Origin of the sequence: Candidatus Mycobacterium methanotrophicum, assembly GCF_023515995.1 — a bacterium.
Taxonomy (GTDB): Bacteria; Actinomycetota; Actinomycetes; order Mycobacteriales; family Mycobacteriaceae; genus Mycobacterium; species Mycobacterium methanotrophicum.
In genome coordinates this window covers 3,495,507-3,513,462 of the sequence record NZ_CP097320.1, presented here as the reverse complement: position 1 = coordinate 3,513,462, position 17,956 = coordinate 3,495,507, and the positions used below count along the sequence as shown (strand labels likewise).

Below are 17,956 nucleotides of genomic sequence, written 5' to 3'. Positions count from 1 at the left end.
GGTGCGGTTTTTGCGCGACTCTGCGTCTGTTCGCCGGCGTTAAGCCAACGCTTCGGCCAGGACCGGCACCGCCAGCGCACGTTGCCAACGACGGGCCTGTCCGGCGGCCAGGCACTCGTCGGTCGCCGCCACCGGATCCTGGGCGCTCTCCCAGTCCCAGCACAGCCGTCGCACCAGGTCGGGCGAAACCAGGTTCTCGGTCGGCACCGAGACTTGCTCGGAGAGTTTGCGCAGCGCGGTGCGGGCGGCGTCCAGTCGCGCCGCGGCCTCCGGTCTGCGCTTGAGCCAGCGTGCCGGCGCGGGTGGCCCGTTGGGTGGTTCGGCCTCCTCTGGAGGAGCGGGGGCTTGCCGCGCCGCCTTCAGCGCCGCCAACCAGGTCGCGGCGTTACGCCGTTGCTTGGGGCCGCCGAATATCGGCAACGCGATCAACTCGTCGCGGGTCTTCGGGTCGGCGTTGGCGGCGTCGATGATCGCCGAGTCGGGCAAGATGCGCCCCGGGGCGATATCGCGGCGTTGCGCGATTTCGTCTCGCACGGTCCACAATTCACGAACCGCAGCCAGGCCGCGCTGGCTGCGCACCTTATGGATACCCGAAGTGCGACGCCAGCGCTCCCGGCGGGTCGGCGGCGCCGCCGGACCCATGCTTCGCAGGTAATCGAATTCCTCTGCGGCCCAACCGGTTTTGCCCTGCTCAGCAAGTACACCGGCGATCGCGTCGCGTAGTTCGATGAGGACTTCGACGTCCAGGGCCGCGTAGTTCAGCCACGCCGCCGGCAGCGGACGCGCGGACCAGTCCGCGGCGCCGTGACCTTTGGCCAGGCCCACCCCGAGCAGCCGTTGCGCCTCGGCCGCCAGGTTGACTCGGTCGAAACCGGCCAACCGCCCCGCCAGCTCGGTGTCATACAGCGCCGGGGGCCGCATGCCCACCTCGGCCAAGCAGGGCAGGTCCTGATCGGCCGCATGCAGAATCCACTCGTCCTGTGCGAGCACCTCGGCGACGGGCCGCAGCACGGTCAGCGGGTCGCCACCGTGGCTGACCGGATCGATGAGAACAGTGCCGGCGCGAGCCCGGCGAATCTGAATCAGGTAAGCGCGGTTGGAGTAACGAAACCCTGAGGCCCGCTCGGCATCGACCGCGAACGCGCCATGGCCGTCGGCCAGCAGTTCTGCGGCGGCGGCAATCTCGGCGGCGCTCGTCGACAGGTCGGGCACCCCGTCGGCGGGCGCAAGCAGCGGCGTGACGCCTGGTTCGGCGCCCTCGGGCCGGTCGTCCGCCGCTTGAGGCGGCTGGTAAGCCATGTCAGACGCGGGGCCGGGTGCCCAGATCCGTCACCCCGACCGGCGGCAGCCCCGCAGCATGCCCGAGCACCTCGCAAAACGCCTCGACGTGTGTTCCGATGTCCGGGGTGATCGCTGTCCAGGAAGCGCGTAACTCCAGCTGATGGGCGCGCGGCGGGCCCGAGATGTCCCCATAGCGCACCGAGGTGGTGGCGGTGACGGTGCCGCCGAGCGCGGTGACCTGGTCGGCGCGCTTGTCCAGCGCTTCCACCAGCCAGCTCCACGCCACTTCCGGCAGCAACGGGTCCACGGCCTCGCTGGAGTCCAGGTCGGCCTGGACGTAGGCGACCAGCCGCATGGTGCCGTCCCACGCGTCGGCCCCGTCCGGGTCGTAGAGCAGGATCAGCCGGCCGAACGCGTCACCCTCGGATTGCTCCGAGATGATGTCGACCTCGCGACGTTTGACCTCGGCCCCGAGCGCGTAGCTGTATGGCGCGAGCCGCTGCGGCGGCCGGATGGGACCCAGCTCGATTTCCGGTCGCACGCTGGCACCGCCCATCGCGGCGACCGCCTCGCGGAACGGAACCGGTTCGGCTGCGGTCACGGGCGCCGCTCCTCCTCATCGCTGAGTCCCCCTCGCCGCTGCACGGCCCAGGGCGCCCCCGCTGCATCGTCGCGGGCGCGATTCACAACCTCTGACGCTAGACCTATCCCGCGACACGCGGAGACAGGCGCGCCGTTTAATGCGAGTCGGCGGAGAAACGAGCTGGCCGCTTCTCGCGGTGAGCGGCCAGGCCCTCGGCGACGTCAGGTCCGCCGAAGCCCAGAAACTCCAGGCCAAGAGCAGTTTCAAAGGCCGGGGCAAACATTCGGTACCAGTGGTTGAGGCTGTGTTTGGTGAAGCGGATCGCCGACTGCGCGCCTTGCGCCAGGTCCGCGGCAATGCGGGTTGCGGTGCCGAGCACGTCGTCGTCGTCCACACACATCGACACCAGCCCGATGCGTTCGGCCTCGGCGCCCGACAACGGCGCGCAGGCGAGCAGGTAGTACTTGGCTTTGGCCATGCCCACCAGCAGCGGCCAGCAGATGGCCGCGTGATCGCCCGCGGCCACACCCAGCTTGGTGTGGCCGTCGATGATCTTGGCGGTTCGACCGGCCACCGAGATGTCGGCGAGCAGCGCCACCACCAGACCCGCGCCCACTGCCGCACCGTGGATCGCCGAAACCACCGGCTTGTCGCAGTTGACCATGTTGAGCACCAGATCGCGGGCCTCTCGCATGATGCGCAGCCGGTCGCTGAACTCGCCCATCGTCTCGTCGATCAGCTCGAAGCTGCCCCCGGAGGAGAACGCCTTGCCCTCGCCGCGGACCAAGACGACGCGCACGTCGGGGTCGCGACCGATCACCGGCCAGATGTCGGCGAGGTCGCGATGCATCTGCGGCCCGACCGAATTGAGCCCGGGAGCATCGAGAATCAGATGCAGCACGCGATCGTCGGCGCGCTCGATCCGCAGGCTCGGGAACTCGTCGTAGTTGACTTCTGGGTGACGAACTGGCATGTGAAGCAGGCTACGCATGCCCCGGCCAGCCGCTGCTCGTGGCAGCATTGGACACGATGAGTACCCGCCGCACGCTGCCCGAATCGCCGTACCTGGCCGCGGCCACCGGCCGCAAGCCGCACCGGGTGCCGGTGTGGTTCATGCGCCAGGCCGGTCGATCGCTGCCGGAATACCGCGCGATACGGGCCAACCACAGCATGATGGCGGCCTGCTTCGACGCCGAGCTGATCGCCGAGATCACCCTGCAGCCCGTACGCCGCCACGACGTCGACGCCGCGATCTTGTTCTCCGACATCGTGGTGCCGCTGCGCGGCGCCGGTGTCGAGGTGGACATCGTCGCCGACGTCGGGCCCGTCATCGCAGCGCCGGTGCGCACCGCCGCCGACATCGACGCATTGAAACCTCTTGAGCCGCAATGTGTTCAGCCGGTGTCGGACGCGGTCTCGCTGCTCGTGCAAGCGCTGGGCGACGTTCCGCTGATCGGATTCGCCGGGGCGCCGTTCACGCTGGCGTCCTATCTGGTGGAGGGCGGCCCCAGCCGCCACCACGCCCACACCAAGACGATGATGCTGGCCGAGCCCATCTGCTGGCATGCGCTGATGGAAAAGCTGACGGACCTCACCATCGCGTTTCTTTCGCTGCAACTCGACGCCGGGGTGGACGCGATTCAGGTGTTCGACTCGTGGGCGGGCGCCTTGTCGCTTGCCGACTACCGGCGCTATGTGCTGCCGCACAGCGCGCGGGTGTTGGGCGCGCTGGCCGATTGCGGCGTCGCGATGACGCACTTCGGGGTCGGCACCGCCGAACTGCTGGGCGCCATGTCGGAGGCGGGCGCAACCGTCGTCGGTGTCGATTGGCGAACCTCGCTGGTCGACGCCGCCGCCCGGATCGAAACCGGTGTCGCGCTGCAGGGCAACCTCGATCCGGCGGTGTTGCTGGCCGGCTGGCCGGCGGTGGAGCAGGCCGCGCGCGCGGTGGTCGACGACGGGCGATGTGCGGTGGACGCCGGCGCGGCCGGGCATATTTTCAACCTCGGGCACGGCGTGCTGCCGGAAACCGATCCCGGCGTTCTGACCGACCTGGTGTCGCTGGTCCACTCGTTATGATGTCCGGCGACGATGCGGGCCGCAACGGCCCGAAGAGCAGGCGGACGATCAGGACGAGTTCGTATTGTGTTGTCGGCGGCGGTATTTCGGGCCTGACAGCGGCCTACCGGTTACGGGTGGCCGTCGGCGACGAGGCGAGCATCACGGTGTTCGACCCAGCCGACCGCCTCGGTGGCGTGCTGCGCACCGAGGCGGTCGGCGGGGTGCCCATGGACGTCGGCGCCGAGGCGTTCGTGGTACGCCGTCCCGAGGTGCCGGCGCTGTTGGCCGAACTGGGCTTGACGAACCGGCACGTCGGGACCACCGGAGTACGCCCGCTCATCTACAGCCAGGGCCGGCTGCATCCGTTACCGCCGGCGACGCTGGGCGGCATTCCCTCGTCCGCGGAGTCGATGGCCGGACTCGTCAACGCCGCCACCCTCGCGTGGATCGCTTCTGAGCCCAGCCGTCCGTTTCGCTGGCAAGCCGGTGGCGATCCCCCCGTCGCCGACCTGGTTGCCGGCCGGTTCGGCGAGCAGGTGGTGGCCCGGTCGGTGGATCCGATGCTCGGCGGGGTGTACGCGGGGTCGGCGGCCACCATCGGGCTACGCTCGGCTGTCCCGACCCTGACCGCCGCGCTCGACGCCGGCGCCCCTCACCTGACCGACGCGGTCCGCCAGGCGCTGATGAGCATCACCGCAGGACCGGTATTCGGCGCGGTGGGCGGCGGTTACACGGTGCTGGTCGACGAGCTGGTCCGCCGCAGCCGGCTGAATTGGGTACAGGCTGCGGTGGACGGTATCGAAGCCGCTGAAGCTCCTGCGCAGGGCTGGATGCTGCGCGACGATGCCGGTGGCGGGCGGCGTGCCGACGCGGTGATCCTGGCCGTCCCGGCCGCACGGCTGGTCAGGCTCGTCGAAGGTATCGCGCCACGCACCGCCGCCGCGGCCGGCCGCATCGTCAGCGCGTCGTCGGTGGTGGTGGCGCTGGCCGTACCCCGCGGTGTCCGCTTCCCGCAGAATTCCGGCGTGTTGGTAGCCAGCGGAGAACACTTGCACGCCAAGGCGATCACGTTGTCATCGCGGAAGTGGGGACGCAGCGACGTGGAACTGTTGCGACTGTCGTTCGGCCGGTTCGGCGACGCCCCCGATAAAAATCCAGCCCGCCACGCATCCGACGACGAGTTGCTCGCCTGGGCGAAACAGGATCTGGCAGACGTTTTCGGGCTGGCGATCGACCCGGTAGACGTGTGCGTGCGGCGCTGGGTGGACGCGATGCCGCAGTATGGCCCCGGCCATCGCGACTTGGTCGCTGAGCTGCGGGCCGGCCTGCCGCCGACGGTGGCGGTGGCAGGCGGCTATCTCGACGGGATCGGGGTACCGGCGTGCATCGGCGCGGCCGGCCGGGCCGTCACCGGCGTGCTGGGAGCGGTCGAAGCCTCCGTGGCACGATAGTTGTCATGGCCCGCTTGGACTACGACGCGATCAACGCCACCGTGCGTTACCTGATGTTCTCGGTGTTCTCCGTGCGGCAAGGGGCGCTGGGCGAAGAAAGGGATGCCCGAGAAGAGGTGGTCGATGAGACCGCGACCTTCTTCAAGCAGCGCGAGGAGTACGGCGTCGTGGTGCGGGGTCTCTACGACGTCGCGGGCTTGCGGGCGGACGCCGATTTCATGATCTGGACGCACGCCGAACGCGTCGAAGCGCTGCAGGCGACCTATGAGGATTTCCGTCGCACCACCACGCTGGGCCGGGCGTGCACGCCGGTGTGGAGCAGCGTGGCGTTGCACCGGCCCGCGGAGTTCAACAAAAGCCACATCCCGGCGTTTCTGGCCGGCGAGGAGCCGGGCGCCTACATCTGCGTGTATCCGTTCGTGCGGTCCTACGAGTGGTATCTGCTGCCCGACGAGGAGCGCCGGCGCATGCTCGCCGAGCACGGCATGGCGGCGCGCGGGTACAAGGATGTTCGGGCCAACACCGTGCCGGCGTTCGCGCTCGGCGACTACGAGTGGATTCTGGCGTTCGAGGCTCCGGAGTTGCACCGCATCGTCGACCTGATGCGCGAGTTGCGCGCCACCGACGCCCGACGGCACACCCGTGAGGAGACGCCGTTTTTCACCGGGCCGCGGGTGGCCGTCGAACAGCTGGTCGCCTCGCTGCCGTAACGTCGCCGTGTTCGGCGGCGGGTTCGTGGACCGTTGCGCCGTCGACAAGCCGGTCCAGCGCGGCCACCATCGTGGGGCATTGGCACGCGGGATGGTCGGTCGGGCAGCTCGATGCGCGGGTGAGGAATTTTTACGCCGCCTGCGCATCGGCGACCACGGGGCTGGCCAACGACGGATGGACCGACCAACAGGCCGAGTCGTTCGCGGCGTTGCATCGCGATACGTTTGCGTTATATCGTTAGCGTCATGACTCGACCAGCTTCCGTCGACCCCAGCCGCTTTGAAGCGATGTACCGCGATGAGCGGGTCACGCACGGATTGCCGACTGCCACACCGTGGGACATCGGTGGCCCGCAACCCGTCGTCCAGCAACTGGTGGCCCTGGGCGCGGTCAAGGGCGAGGTCCTCGACCCGGGCACCGGGCCGGGCCACCACGCCATCTACTACGCGTCGAAGGGCTACTCGGCCACCGGCATCGACGCCTCGCCGGCCGGACTGGCGCGGGCCAAAGAGAACGCGCGCAAAGCCGGGGTCTCGGTGAACTTCCAACTGGCCGACGCGACCAAGTTGGAAGGCCTGGACAACCACTTCGACACCGTCGTCGACTGCGCCTTCTACCACGTCTTTTCAACGGAGCCGGAGCTGCAGCGCTCGTATGCGCGAGCCTTACACCGCGCTACCAAGCCCGGGGCGCGGCTGTACATGTTCGAGTTCGGCGCCCACGACGTCAACGGCTTTCGGATGCCACGGTCGTTGTCCGAAGACGACTTTCGGCAGGTGTTCCCCGACGCCGGCTGGCAGATCACCCATCTGGGGCCGACCACGTATCAGATTAACTTGAGCGTCCAAGCAATCGAGATGATGCTCGCCCGCAACCCCGATCAGGCCGAGCAAATCAAGCCACTACTGGAGCGGTTCCGCGTCATCGAACCGTGGTTGACCAGCGGCCGGGCCCACGCCCCGTTCTGGGAGATGCACGCCACTCGCGTCGACTAGTCGGCCATGAGATTGCGGCTATGGCAGTTGCGGCGGCGAAATCACGACCCTGTACGCAATCTCGATGCTCAGGCAGGCACCAGGCGCAGGCAGACCGAGTTGATGCAGTAGCGCTGATCGGTCGGGGTCGGATAGCCCTCGCCTTCGAAGACGTGGCCCAGGTGGCTACCGCAGTTGGCGCACAACACTTCGGTGCGGGTCGTCCCCAGCGAGTGGTCGGGCCGCAGGATCACCGCGTCGGAATTGGCCGGGTCGAAGAACGATGGCCAGCCGCAATGGGATTCGAACTTCTCCGAACTGCGAAACAGTTCGGCGCCGCAGGCCCGGCACTGGTAGACGCCTTCTGCCTTGGTGTCGGTGTATTCACCGGTGAACGGGGGCTCGGTCCCGGCCCGTCGCAGCACCGCGAACTCCTCGGGAGTCAGCTTTTGGCGCCATTCGTCGTCGGTCAATTGCACGTGTGGAGAGCTCATGCATCCACGCTAGCGCTTGCGCGGGCTGCGGTGCGGGCCGTCAGCCACGCCGGGTCGATCCCGTTGTCGAGGCGGTTCTCGGCTTTGGCATCCAGGTAGCGGAAGTAGAGCACGGTGAACACCACGATCAGCAGCAGCGACCAGCCGTAGGTGATCTTGAGGTATTCCAGCGGCCGCCCGATGTACATCCAGTTGAACAACAGCCAGCGGTCCATCGTCAGGAAGCCGTAGATGCCCAGCCACGCCGGCCAGTTGCGGATCGCCGAGTTGGGCAATACGACCGTCATCAGGAACGGGAACAGCATCATCGAGTAATATCCCTGGGCCAGCGACAGCACCAGCCACGACCACAGCAACAGCACGCCCGAGGACGTGGTGAACCAGAACAGCGGGTCGCGGGTGCGGTAATAGCGGCACAGCAGCCGCAAACTACCAATGGCCAGCAGCGTGAACAGGATTCGCAGCGAGAAGATCAGCCACGTTGGCAGCCCGAAATACACGCCGTTGCCTTCGATCGAGCTGTTGAAATAGTCGCGGACGCCCAACATGTAGGGCACGGTGCGGGTGATGAAGTCCGTCGGATGGACGGTCACAGGCCACGCGGCCAGATTGAATACTGCCGGCACCACGAAGGCCGGCGCCAGCGCGCGCCATTGCCGGTTCAGCAGCGGCAGCAGCAGCAGTGGAAGCAGCGCCGGCTTGACCACGACTGTCAGGCCGATGGCGACGCCGGCCCACCACTGCCGGCTGGTCCGGCCATCCAGCAGCCACCGCAGAAACAGCACCTCAAGCAGCAGGATGCAGCCGTTAATATTGGTGAAAACCAATGTGTTGGTTACGGATTCGGTGCAGAACATCGCCAACAGCAGCGCCGGGGCGGCCACCGAGGTCAGCGTGAAGTTGAACATCCGCAGCAGCACGTAGCCCGCCAGCACGATCGCGACGCTGTTCAACGCGATGAACAAGTAGCGCGACTCCGCGAACGGCAGATAGCCGAACGGCGCCATGATCAGCGTGCCGCCGGGCGGATACAGGTAGTGCGGGTCGACGTAGTCGAAGTGCTCGTTGTAGATGTCCCAGCCGTGCCGGAAATTGAGCGCCGCGCGGTAGACGGGCTTGAAATCGTCGGTGATGTTGCCGTTGGTGGTCACCACGACGGTGCGGTGGATTACTGCCAGGATGGCCACCGGCCACAACGCCGAGCGCAGCACGCTCGCCGTGCTCGGCGCGGTGGTGCGGGGACCGAAGGCGGCCTGCGCCCAATCGCGCAGAGCGCCGTGAGGGGAATCAACTGAAGTCACGAGCGCCGCTCCTCTCCCGGCTGGGTGGTGCCCCCACATCGCTTGCTGAAGCATCGTCGTCGGCGCGCGTCACGAGCGCACCGTACACGGGCGATGGCCGTTCGCGTCAGGCGGGACAGTAAGTGTCGGTCGATGGCAAATGGCCGCTGTCCAGGTAGCCGATCAGCGGCGGGACCGCGCACGAGGAGTAGATGCTGGCGCCGTGCCCGATCCCTTGCCACATCACCCGCTTGCTGGCTGCGGTGGCGTTGATGACGGTGGCGGCGGTGGCGGAGACGCCTTCCATCCCGACAATCGGATCGTCCTGTACGCCCATCAAAAGCACGTCGACTTTGAGAACCTTCGGCGGCTGCGGCGCCGTCGTGCTCGGCCAGGAGAGGCATTTGACGAGGTTGAGCGCGCCGACGGCGCCGAACTGGGGATAGAGCTTGCCCCAGGCGACCACCAGCTCCCGTACCCGGTCGGGTGTGGGGCGGTTGAGCGCGTCACTGCATGAATCGACGAACTGCCCGTCGGTGCCGGTGAGGCCCTCTGCCCGGTTGGCAAGGCTGGTCAGCAAATTGGTGTCACCGGAGCGCGCGGTTGCCAGCGCGGCGGCCAAGTCGTTGGTGGTACTGGCCCGGTCGCCGGTGGGGTAGCCCAGCGCGGTGCTGATCGCGGTGGCGAGGACCGCCACCGACACACCGCCGGGGCCATGGCCGGCGCGGGCGTCGGCCAATAGCGAGCTCACCGCGGCTTTGGGATCGGGGCCCAGCGGGCAGTTCAGCGCCGCGCATTGCGCCGCGAACGCGTCCAGTGCCGATTGCTGCCCTTTGACCCGCTGCTCGGCGGCGGCTTCGGCGCCCACGTCCAGTGCTATTGGGGAATCGAGGACCAGCCTGGCGACCTTGTCGGGATGCGAGCTGGCGTAGGACAGCGCCACCTGGGCGCCGCTGCCGATGCCGATCAGCGCCAGCGCGGGCACATCCCAGATACTGCGCAGCCGCTCGATGTCGGTGGCGGCGTGGGTGTTGTCGTAGGCGGAGTCGCCGGGTGCGATGGTGTCGGTGCAGCTGGTGGTGGCGTTCTGCACGATGTCGGCGAGGTTGGCGACGGGATCGTTGCCGGCCTCGAACTGCGACTGGTCGCGGATCTCCTGACGGTCGAACTGATCGAGGCAGTCGATCGGGCTCGACAAGCCCATACCGCGGCGGTCGACGGCGACGATGGGGTGCTTTTGCAGCACGTCGGCGCCGGCGCGTGCCAGCCACACCGGCAGCTGCAGCGACGAGGGCAGATCCGAGCCGGTGGTCAAGACCAGCGGGCCGGCATCGTGCGGCGTCTTCACCGAGGTCGCGCGCACCACACCGATGCTCAGCGTGCCGGCCGCGCCGTTGACCGGGTCGAGGTCGGCGTCGTAGCTTGCGCAATCCAGCTTGACTCCGGGCGCCGCGGGTACCGCGGCGTCGATGAACTCCTTCGACGTGCAGTTATGCCACGACAAGTCGTTCTTCGGCGCCGCGATCGGGGGCGGACCATTGGCCGGCTTGGCCGTCGTGGGCTTTCCCTGCGGCCCGGCGCCGGCATTGGTGGCGAAGCGCGGATTGGCGGCCAAGCCGGGCGCGCAGCCGACCAGCAACCCCGTCACCACGATCAACGAGGTGGCGATTGCGGCGGGCCGGCTCATGCCGACCACCATAGCCATCCGGGCGCTCTACACGTCTTTGACGTAGCGCGTGTACAGGTAGCCGTCGTCGTCGGTGAGGATGTGCGCGCAGCGCATACGGGTGAGCACCTGCCCGGGGCCCGCGGCGATGCGGCCGGCCAGACCGCCGACCAGGCTCGGCGCGATCGTCAGGCACAGTTCGTCGAGCATGTTGCGCTCGACGAATGAGCTCAACAGCGTTGGGCCGCCCTCGGTCAGCACCCCGTACAGGCCGCGGTCGGCCAGCGCCGCGAGCACTGCGGCTTCGTCGACTCGGGCCGGGTCGTCGGTCGAGCATTCGACGACGTCGGCGAGACCGGCGAGTTCGCGCCGAGTCCGGTCGGCCACCGCCGCGCACGTGCACACCAGCGGCGGCGCCTCGGTGCGGGTGAACACCGGCATATCCCGGCCCAGCCGGCCGGATTTGGTGACGATCGCCAGTTGCGGGACTTCGCTCTGGCCGCGGGCCTGGCGACGCCCCCGCTGGGCGATGGTCGGGCGTGCGCCGGAGTAATCCTCGACGCGAACCGTGCCGGCGCCGACCAGGATCACGTCAGCCAGCTCGCGCAGCAGGCTGAACAACGCCCGATCGCCGGGCCCGCCCAGACGGCCGGTGGCGCCGCCGACGGTGGCGCCGCCGTCGAGGCTGGCGATGAAGTTGGCCCGTAGCCAAATCCTGTTCAGCCGCGCCGGGTAGCCGTACAGGTCGGGCAGTTCGCCGCCGTCGAGTTCGCGGACCGAGCCGAGCAGTCGCAGCTGCATCCCGCCGGCCTGGTCAGACATGGGCATGATTGCACCACGTGGGTAGGGTGCCTGCATGCCCGGCCGATGCGATGCATCCCGAGCCCTTTGCGACCTTCATGGAGCTGACCCAGCTGGCCGGAGTGTTCGGCTTCACCGAATGCATTGAGCTGCTTGGGCATTACACGCTGTTGTGTATCGACGAGTTCGAGTTGGACGACCCGGGAAATACTACGCTGATCTCCCGGCTGCTTTTCCGACTCGTCGAGTGCGGCGGGTCGGTGGCCGCGGCGTCCAACTGGTTCTGAGTGCAGTGCTCAACGCATAGAGCTGCGCACCATCACATAGTCGTTTTCGATACCAGCACCCAGTTGAAATGTTCTGACGCCGTCGACGCTGAAACCGCATTTTGTGTAAAACCGTTGTGCGCGAGTGTTTTTCTGATTGACACCCAGCCATACGCAGCCAGCGCCCCACTCGACCGCGGCGTCGAGCGCGGCGGTCATCAGCGCCGTCGACGCGCCCGAACCGTGATAATCGGGCAGCACGTACAGCTTGGAAAGTTCCACGGCTGGTCGGACAGGCACGGCTCGCTGCACGTCGGGATCGTCGCCGACACCGCGAATCAGCATGGTGTAACCGACAATTCGGTTGTCGTGGCTGGCGGTGAGGACCAGCCGTTGCGGATCGGCCAGGTACTCGGCGAAACGTATCTCGGACAGGTTGGCGGTGACGAACGCCGCGATATTCGCGGGCGTGGCCGACGGGGGACACGCGAGCGGGAAGGTGCGTGCGGCGACCGCAGCCAACTCGACGGTGTCGGCGGGATTGGCTCTGGCGATGCGGGCTATAGGTTCCACTGCGCCAGGTGACACTCCGTTTTCCTGTCCAGCAGCACGACGGCGGAGACCGGGTCGCGGTGGGCCTCCCTATACACGCCGCCGCGAATAACCGAGCCGGCCGGTGCGTTGGTCAGCGCGGCGTCCAGCGCGTCAGGTGCGTCGGACGGGCGTGACTTGTAGGCGTCGCCGAACGGGGTTACCCCGTCGAAGGTCAAGTCGGTGGCCATCTGGAACGGGGTCGGCACCCGGACGGCATGGATCGCCACGTCCGCGCGCACCGCCGCGCTACGCGGGAAGCTCTTGACCGGGATGCCGACGCGGTTGTAGCCGAACCCCGGCGGCGGGTCGATCGGCTGGACGCTGCTGACCGTGACGTCGGCGATCATTTTTCCGGTGTCGACCCGCAACGTGGTGCCGAGGTGGCCGATCGGCGCATCGCCGGCCGATGCGCGCGGAAGCGCCCACAGAGTCGCGGCGAACGCGGTGACCAACACGACGAGGCAGCGGCGCATGTTTGGCATGATGGCACACCGCGAAGGCTGCGTCAGTTCTTCTGCCCGGCAACCAGAGATTCCAGCACGGCGGCGTTTTGGGCGGCGGCGACGGCGTTGCGGGCCCGGGGCGTGAAGCGTTCGAACCCCTGGTTGGGGTCGAGTGTGGTGCCCTCTGCTCGCAACACGAACCGCTTCTGTGCTGCCTGCTTGCTGACGCCCATGCTCTTGCCGATGTCGGTCCAGGAGGCTCCCGATCGGCGCGCTTGGTCGACGAAGTGTCCGATCAGGTGGTCGGCCACCTCCCCGAGGTGTTCGGCTGCCAAGACGGCGTCGCTGAGCTGGTCCAGCATCTCGGTATGCGCGTTTTCGATGGCGTTGATCATCTCGTCGAGTCGGACGGGATAGCTGACGGGAGCGGGTTCCGGGGCAGATTCAGCCATGCCGTCAACCTTAGGTTGACCCCGGTATTCCGTCAACAATGGGTTGACGGGGACGGCGGGCGGCGCTCGCCAACCCTTCGGGTAGCCGCGGCGCACGGTCGGGTCCAAGATGCCCAGCGCGGTGCGCAATGCGAGCTCGGAGACCACCGGAAAAATGCCGGTTCCACGCCGTGATCGTCGATCTGGGACCAGTCGTAGACCGATGTGACGAGCGTCCCTTCGTCGGTTTCGTCGGGTTCGAGGCGGTACCCATAGACACCCATAGACGTGGCCGATCGGCGGGCGAATTTGACCGAGAACGGTCCACGAGATCAGCCGTCCGGGCTCGAAGTCGCGAATGCTGACCGTGACGTCGCACTTGCCCAGTTCCGGAAAGTCGTTGAGCGCGTCGCGGTCCATATGGACGACGACGCTGTCACCCGCGGCGGCAACGGGGGGCCGCCTTCGGCGTCTTGCAGCATCCCGGTCGCTCGATGGCGACGTGACCCTGTGGATCGCTGAGCACTGCGAAGACGTCGGCTGGGGGAGCGGCGCTCTTGCGTTGGACTTCGATTTTGTCGGCCACGACGTGATCTTGGCAGCCTTATCGCAAGCATGGTTCCTATACGACAACGGCGCCGCCATAAGCGATGATGGCCAGATGCGACGTCTCCTCCTGTTGCTCGGCATCATCGCCACGGTCGGGTCGGGCGTGCCGGCGCACGCCGACCCGGCTGTCGATGCCAGCTTCCTGGACGCGCTGACGAAGGCCGGCATCACCTTTAGCAACGGGCCGAGTGCGGTCAACGCCGGCAAGGCCGCGTGCGGGCTGATGGACCAGGGTCAGCCGGAAATTGACGTCGTGCAGCACGTGACCGAGCAGAATCCGGGAATCAGCATGACCAGCGCCGCCAAGTTCACCGCGATTGCGGCCAGCGCCTACTGTCCGCAGCATCTACAGCGTGCCAGCGACAACGGCGCCGAGCCCCCACCGAACCGAGCGGACATATCAGGCGGACGCGGAGAGTAGCGGGCGCGGCGAACGAGTCCACAAGCCGACGCCTCTCCTAGGGTCGGGGCTCATGGTCAAAGTCGGTATAGCTGTTCGTGCGCTCTCAGCGCGCTTTTCATCGATGGCGGTGGTGCGATCCACTTACCTCAGTGCGGTGGCCACCCGGATCGATTCGTTTTGGGTGGCCGACCACTTGAACTCGCTATTTCCGTGGTCGATGGCCCAGCCGAAATGTGTTGGCGCGATACGACTTGCCCCGAAGGTGGACGCCGAGCTCGAACCGTGGACGGTGCTGTGGGCATCTGGCCGCCCGAAACCGTATGGCGCGCATGCGCCTTGGTATCGGCGTGACCGATCCGGGCCGGCGTGATCCTGCGGTCACCGCTCAAGCGGCCGCAATGCTCCTGCAGAGCTGTGGAAACGGCACGGAGCGCGTCACCTGCTAGCTAGGCGACGACTTCGTCGGCGCACAAGACGTCATCCCGCAGGTGCTCGAGGAGCAGACGGTGTTGTCGTACATATCCGACGCACCGATGTCACTCCTCAAAGATGCTGTGCTGCAGGGTATCCCGATGCGGTTGTCGAGCAGGTCGCAGAGTTGCGAGATCACGGCCTGCGCTATCCAGTGCTTTCCAAGATCAGCACGACGCAGCCGAGCATGTTTGCCGGGCCTGCCCGCCAGCGCCCCGTTCGCGAAGATTCTGCGTGTGTTCTACGAGCGATTCTTTTCGCACGCGTCCTAATAGTTTTACCCACGACGCCGCCCCGCCCCAGGCTGCGCATCGCGCCTGCCAGGTGTGTGCAGAATTCGAAACTTCCGACAAGTGAGTTAGCCGATGCTTACTGGTTAGAACGAGTTTAGGAGCCCAATATCGAAGGCGGTGAACAAACTACCGAGAGCGTCGAAGGTAGGACCGAGCAACTGCAAATCAGCCGCAGCCATCCCGAAATCGGAACTGCTCGTGAGTGTGCCCGCCGCGGCCGCGTCCGTAAAGCTTTGGCTAGCGCTAAGCACTGCTGCATCGCCGTTGGCGAACGCCTGATCAACGTCGCCGAATAACGCGGTGTCCAGGTCCAACGCAATAGGGTTGGTGTCGGCGGACAGGTCGCTTTCTTGAAGCGTCACCAGAGAATCTTGTAATTGTAAAGCGTTGTCGTTCGTCCCTAGTTGTTGATCCACCAACCCCTGAAGGTTGAGGTTATCGGAAACGTCCGATTGGCCCAGCGCTGTGTTCAATGCGGCGTTGGCGTCGGTCAAATCGGCGGTCGCAGTGGCCTGCAAGTCGGCGGGGGTGACACCGCCGTCGGCGCGGGCGCCAGGCGCAGCGGCCATCCCAATCATGGCGGCGGCGACAGCTCCACTAACCAGGCCCGCGCCAGTACCCCACCGGCGGACCCAGGAGGCGGTGAGGCGGTTGTCGATCATTGGAACCCCCATCGTTTCGTGCGTGCCCAACCTTACGGTTTTACTGGGTTTAACTAAGCTAAGGCTCAGGCTGGGTGCCGTCAAATTGGTCCGAGGTCGTCCCAGCAGGTTTTCAGCTTTTCGGCAGCAAGAAATCAAGTTAACGGGTAAGCGACGTATATGTGGCGGGAGCCGATTGTCAGGCTTCTAAAACTGCCTCTGTGCTGCACAAACACTTGGTGCGCGGTACTGGGATTGAAGTAGGCTTACCTCATGGCAGCCAGTGCCGCGATCAACCTGCATAAATAGGGCTCTATTGCCATGAATGTGGGTCGGGTGGGGTCTGCTATGTCTCGCGTGGCGTAAGGGGTTGGGCGCACGGGCAGCTCATAGGTTCAAAAGCTCCTAGGTGGCTGGTGTTTTACACGGCTAACGATCTCGGGCCGCCAAATATCGTGATCTCCGGGCGGGTGATTTGGTCGGCGGGTCGCCGAAAGTCGCTCAGCGTCCATTCTGGCGGTGCCGGTTTTTGCCGATTTCGCCGCGGCGCATGAAACCGCCCGTTCGACACCAGCCACCTAGACCACGTCCTGAGGAGCTTGCCCGTGCGCGCCACCACCTTACTCAGCCGCGTCCTGAACTTGCCCAAGACGACGGTTCGTGCCGTCGAGGTCGGCGAGGAGGTGACTGTGTGGGTGCGGCCGCAGCAGCGGGTGATGTCATGTCCGCATTGCGATTTCCGGACCCGGCACCGCTACGACACGCGGATGGTCGACTCGGCGTGGCGGCATCTGGACCTTGGCGGGCGGGGTTGCGTGCTGAAGCTGCGGCGCCGCCGCCTGCGGTGCCCCGAGCACGGCGTGTTGGCCGAATCGGTGCCGTCCGCCCGTCCTGGGTCGGGGTTCACCAGCGACTTCGAGGACCTCGCCGTCTGGTTGGCCACCAAGTGTGACAGGAAGACGGTCTCCACGTTCTGCCGCGTCGCCTGGCGCACGGTCGGAGCGATGTGCTCGCGCGTGGTGGCAGACAAACTTGACCCCGACCGGCTCGACGAGCTGGTCGATATCGGCGTCGATGAGATCTCCTGGCGCAAGCACCACAAGTATTTGACGCTGGTCTCTAACCACGACACCGGCAAAATCGTCGGGGCGCGCCCGGCAAGAAGGCCACCACGCTGGACAGGTTCTTCACCGAGGCCCTGCCCGAGGACGGGGCGAACAAGATCGAGGCCGTGTCGATGGATCTGGGTCCTGCGTTCGCGAAATCTGTTCGGGCGCACGCCCCGCAGGCGGTGATCTGTTTCGATCCGTTCCATGTAGTCAAGCTAGCCACCGACGCTCTCGACGACGCGCGCCGCCAGGTGTGGCAGTCCGCGCGCACGCTGTCGAACAAGCAGATCGCCAAAACCTACAAGGGCGCCCGGTGGGCGCTGCTGAAGAACCCCGAATCCCTCACCGATACACAGAAAGCCACCCTCGCCCAGCTCAAACGCGAGGGCGGCGCCCTGGTGCGGGCCTACGAGCTCAAGGAATCGTTGCGGGCGGTGTTCGCCGGTCACCTCGACACCGACACCGTCACCCACATGCTGGGCAAATGGTGTGCTTGGGCGCAGCGATGCCGGATCCCGCAGTTCACCAAGGTCGGCACGACCATCAAAAAACACCTCGACGGCATCCGGGCCGCCGTCGACCGCGGCCTGGCCAACGGACGCCACGAAGGACTCAACAGCAAGGTCCGGCTCATCATCCGCCGGGCCTACGGCTTTCACAGCGCCGAGGCCGCCCTCGCCATGGTCATGCTGGTCTGCGGACCGGTCACCCTCGAACTCCCATACCACACAGGAGGTCATCCACATTCACGTCAGTAGAGTCTTTTTACAAAGGCATTTCAAGTTTGTTGCAAGTTCTAAAGCTACCCCCTCACGCGGCACCTGAGATCGACTTTGGTGAAGGTCGGCGCGTTTCGGTGAAAGCGTGTCGTCTTACTCATGGCGGGTCGGCGTGATAGTATCCAATATCCCGCAACATACCCCCCGGGGGTAAGTGACTGAGTCACCGACGTTAGGGGCCAATAGGTCACTACCCGTGACGCTGACCGACAGCGACCGTGGAGGTTTGCCACGTTCCGCGCCGGCAGGAGGTTGGCGAGATGACCGACTCTCTGTTACGTCGACAATGCGTGGATGCGGTGAGGCTGCCCGAGCACGAACCCAGCCGTCGTTGCCACCGGATCGATCTGCTCCTCGGCGGTGAGTCGTGGGCGTCCGCGAGTCCTCGTTGGCATCCGGATCACCGAAGCTGCCCGCCACGGGCGCGAATAGCACCGTGCGCCAGAAGCTACGTACCGAGCCGCGGGCGTCGTTCCTGCCTCGTTTAGACGATGACAACAAACGGTGATTAACCCAATCCAGTTCCGTTTGCGCATAAGGAATTCCAACGCCGTTAGGACGAGACCGCCGGAACTGCTGATCACAGTGGCGCCGACAACCGGAGTGACAGGATAG

16 protein-coding genes and 5 pseudogenes are annotated in these 17,956 nt (G+C 66.4%); 9 read left to right on the top strand and 12 right to left on the bottom strand.

Annotated features, from left to right (window positions below; genetic code table 11):
• Positions 1-39 precede the first annotated feature (39 nt).
• The 3 genes and pseudogenes from M5I08_RS18240 to M5I08_RS18230 form a co-directional block, all read right to left on the bottom strand.
• On the bottom strand, positions 40-1,299 hold the full coding sequence (locus M5I08_RS18240; RefSeq protein ID WP_219065379.1) for an HRDC domain-containing protein: 1,260 nt from the start codon (positions 1,297-1,299) through the stop codon (positions 40-42).
• 1 nt (position 1,300) lies between these two features.
• Positions 1,301-1,926, bottom strand: a pseudogene (locus tag M5I08_RS18235) (DUF3000 domain-containing protein).
• A gap of 92 nt (positions 1,927-2,018) precedes the next feature.
• A complete protein-coding gene (locus tag M5I08_RS18230; RefSeq protein ID WP_219065377.1) occupies positions 2,019-2,837 on the bottom strand; it encodes an enoyl-CoA hydratase/isomerase family protein in 819 nt (272 codons plus the stop codon).
• A 56-nt stretch (positions 2,838-2,893) separates the two neighbouring features.
• Here M5I08_RS18230 and hemE point away from each other — a divergent pair, with 56 nt between their 5' ends.
• The 4 genes from hemE to M5I08_RS18210 all read left to right on the top strand — a co-directional run bounded on the left by hemE (position 2,894) and on the right by M5I08_RS18210 (position 7,082).
• Positions 2,894-3,943 carry a uroporphyrinogen decarboxylase gene (gene hemE / locus M5I08_RS18225; protein ID WP_219065376.1) on the top strand — a complete coding sequence of 350 codons (1,050 nt, stop codon included), beginning with the start codon at positions 2,894-2,896 and terminating at the stop codon, positions 3,941-3,943.
• Between the two features lie 47 nt (positions 3,944-3,990).
• Positions 3,991-5,376 (top strand): protoporphyrinogen oxidase, encoded by a 1,386-nt coding sequence (locus M5I08_RS18220; RefSeq protein ID WP_249763401.1) that lies wholly within the window; start codon positions 3,991-3,993, stop codon positions 5,374-5,376.
• A gap of 5 nt (positions 5,377-5,381) precedes the next feature.
• On the top strand, positions 5,382-6,086 hold the full coding sequence (gene hemQ, locus M5I08_RS18215) for a hydrogen peroxide-dependent heme synthase (protein ID WP_219069975.1): 705 nt from the start codon (positions 5,382-5,384) through the stop codon (positions 6,084-6,086).
• Positions 6,087-6,332: 246 nt separating this feature from the next.
• A complete protein-coding gene (locus M5I08_RS18210; protein WP_219069976.1) occupies positions 6,333-7,082 on the top strand; it encodes a class I SAM-dependent methyltransferase in 750 nt (249 codons plus the stop codon).
• Positions 7,083-7,150: 68 nt separating this feature from the next.
• On the opposite strand, the gene msrB is transcribed toward M5I08_RS18210, so the two are convergent.
• From msrB to M5I08_RS18190, 4 genes are all read right to left on the bottom strand, one after another.
• On the bottom strand, positions 7,151-7,555 hold the full coding sequence (gene msrB, locus M5I08_RS18205) for a peptide-methionine (R)-S-oxide reductase MsrB (protein WP_219069978.1): 405 nt from the start codon (positions 7,553-7,555) through the stop codon (positions 7,151-7,153).
• The gene (gene aftC, locus M5I08_RS18200; protein ID WP_219070003.1) at positions 7,552-8,895 is read right to left on the bottom strand and encodes an arabinofuranan 3-O-arabinosyltransferase; all 1,344 of its coding nucleotides are present in this window, start codon (positions 8,893-8,895) and stop codon (positions 7,552-7,554) included. The genes msrB and aftC overlap by 4 nt, the downstream gene beginning before the upstream one ends.
• Before the next feature lie 67 nt (positions 8,896-8,962).
• Positions 8,963-10,531, bottom strand: coding sequence for an alpha/beta hydrolase (locus M5I08_RS18195; RefSeq protein ID WP_370328657.1), 1,569 nt, complete (start codon positions 10,529-10,531; stop codon positions 8,963-8,965).
• An 18-nt stretch (positions 10,532-10,549) separates the two neighbouring features.
• Positions 10,550-11,329 (bottom strand): pyrimidine reductase family protein, encoded by a 780-nt coding sequence (locus tag M5I08_RS18190; protein ID WP_249762891.1) that lies wholly within the window; start codon positions 11,327-11,329, stop codon positions 10,550-10,552.
• Between the two features lie 50 nt (positions 11,330-11,379).
• Here M5I08_RS18190 and zapE point away from each other — a divergent pair.
• Positions 11,380-11,580 (top strand): annotated as a pseudogene (gene zapE, locus M5I08_RS18185) (AFG1/ZapE family ATPase); the annotation flags it as partial.
• An 18-nt stretch (positions 11,581-11,598) separates the two neighbouring features.
• Here zapE and M5I08_RS18180 read toward each other — a convergent pair.
• The 4 genes and pseudogenes from M5I08_RS18180 to M5I08_RS18165 form a co-directional block, all read right to left on the bottom strand.
• Positions 11,599-12,156, bottom strand: coding sequence for a GNAT family N-acetyltransferase (locus M5I08_RS18180; RefSeq protein WP_370328505.1), 558 nt, complete (start codon positions 12,154-12,156; stop codon positions 11,599-11,601).
• Positions 12,129-12,635: a hypothetical protein gene (locus M5I08_RS18175; protein WP_219070010.1), complete on the bottom strand. Its 507-nt coding sequence runs from the start codon at positions 12,633-12,635 to the stop codon at positions 12,129-12,131. Before M5I08_RS18175 ends, M5I08_RS18180 begins: the two co-directional genes overlap by 28 nt.
• 68 nt (positions 12,636-12,703) lie before the next feature.
• Positions 12,704-13,057, bottom strand: a pseudogene (locus M5I08_RS18170) (Clp protease N-terminal domain-containing protein); the annotation flags it as partial.
• 75 nt (positions 13,058-13,132) lie between these two features.
• Positions 13,133-13,622, bottom strand: a pseudogene (locus M5I08_RS18165) (SRPBCC family protein); the annotation flags it as partial.
• Between M5I08_RS18165 and M5I08_RS18160 the strand changes: the two are divergent.
• On the top strand, positions 13,539-14,066 hold the full coding sequence (locus M5I08_RS18160; RefSeq protein WP_249762890.1) for a DUF732 domain-containing protein: 528 nt from the start codon (positions 13,539-13,541) through the stop codon (positions 14,064-14,066). The pseudogene M5I08_RS18165 and the gene M5I08_RS18160 sit on opposite strands and share 84 nt — an antisense overlap.
• Before the next feature lie 103 nt (positions 14,067-14,169).
• Positions 14,170-14,452, top strand: a pseudogene (locus M5I08_RS18155) (LLM class flavin-dependent oxidoreductase); the annotation flags it as partial.
• Between the two features lie 443 nt (positions 14,453-14,895).
• Here M5I08_RS18155 and M5I08_RS18150 read toward each other — a convergent pair.
• Complete coding sequence (locus M5I08_RS18150; protein WP_219069985.1) at positions 14,896-15,558, bottom strand: hypothetical protein; 663 nt, start codon at positions 15,556-15,558, stop codon at positions 14,896-14,898.
• 500 nt (positions 15,559-16,058) lie between these two features.
• Between M5I08_RS18150 and M5I08_RS18145 the strand changes: the two genes are divergently transcribed.
• Complete coding sequence (locus tag M5I08_RS18145; RefSeq protein WP_219069987.1) at positions 16,059-16,748, top strand: helix-turn-helix domain-containing protein; 690 nt, start codon at positions 16,059-16,061, stop codon at positions 16,746-16,748.
• Positions 16,652-17,320 (top strand): transposase, encoded by a 669-nt coding sequence (locus tag M5I08_RS18140; protein WP_249763400.1) that lies wholly within the window; start codon positions 16,652-16,654, stop codon positions 17,318-17,320. The genes M5I08_RS18145 and M5I08_RS18140 overlap by 97 nt, the downstream gene beginning before the upstream one ends.
• Positions 17,321-17,956: the final 636 nt, after the last annotated feature.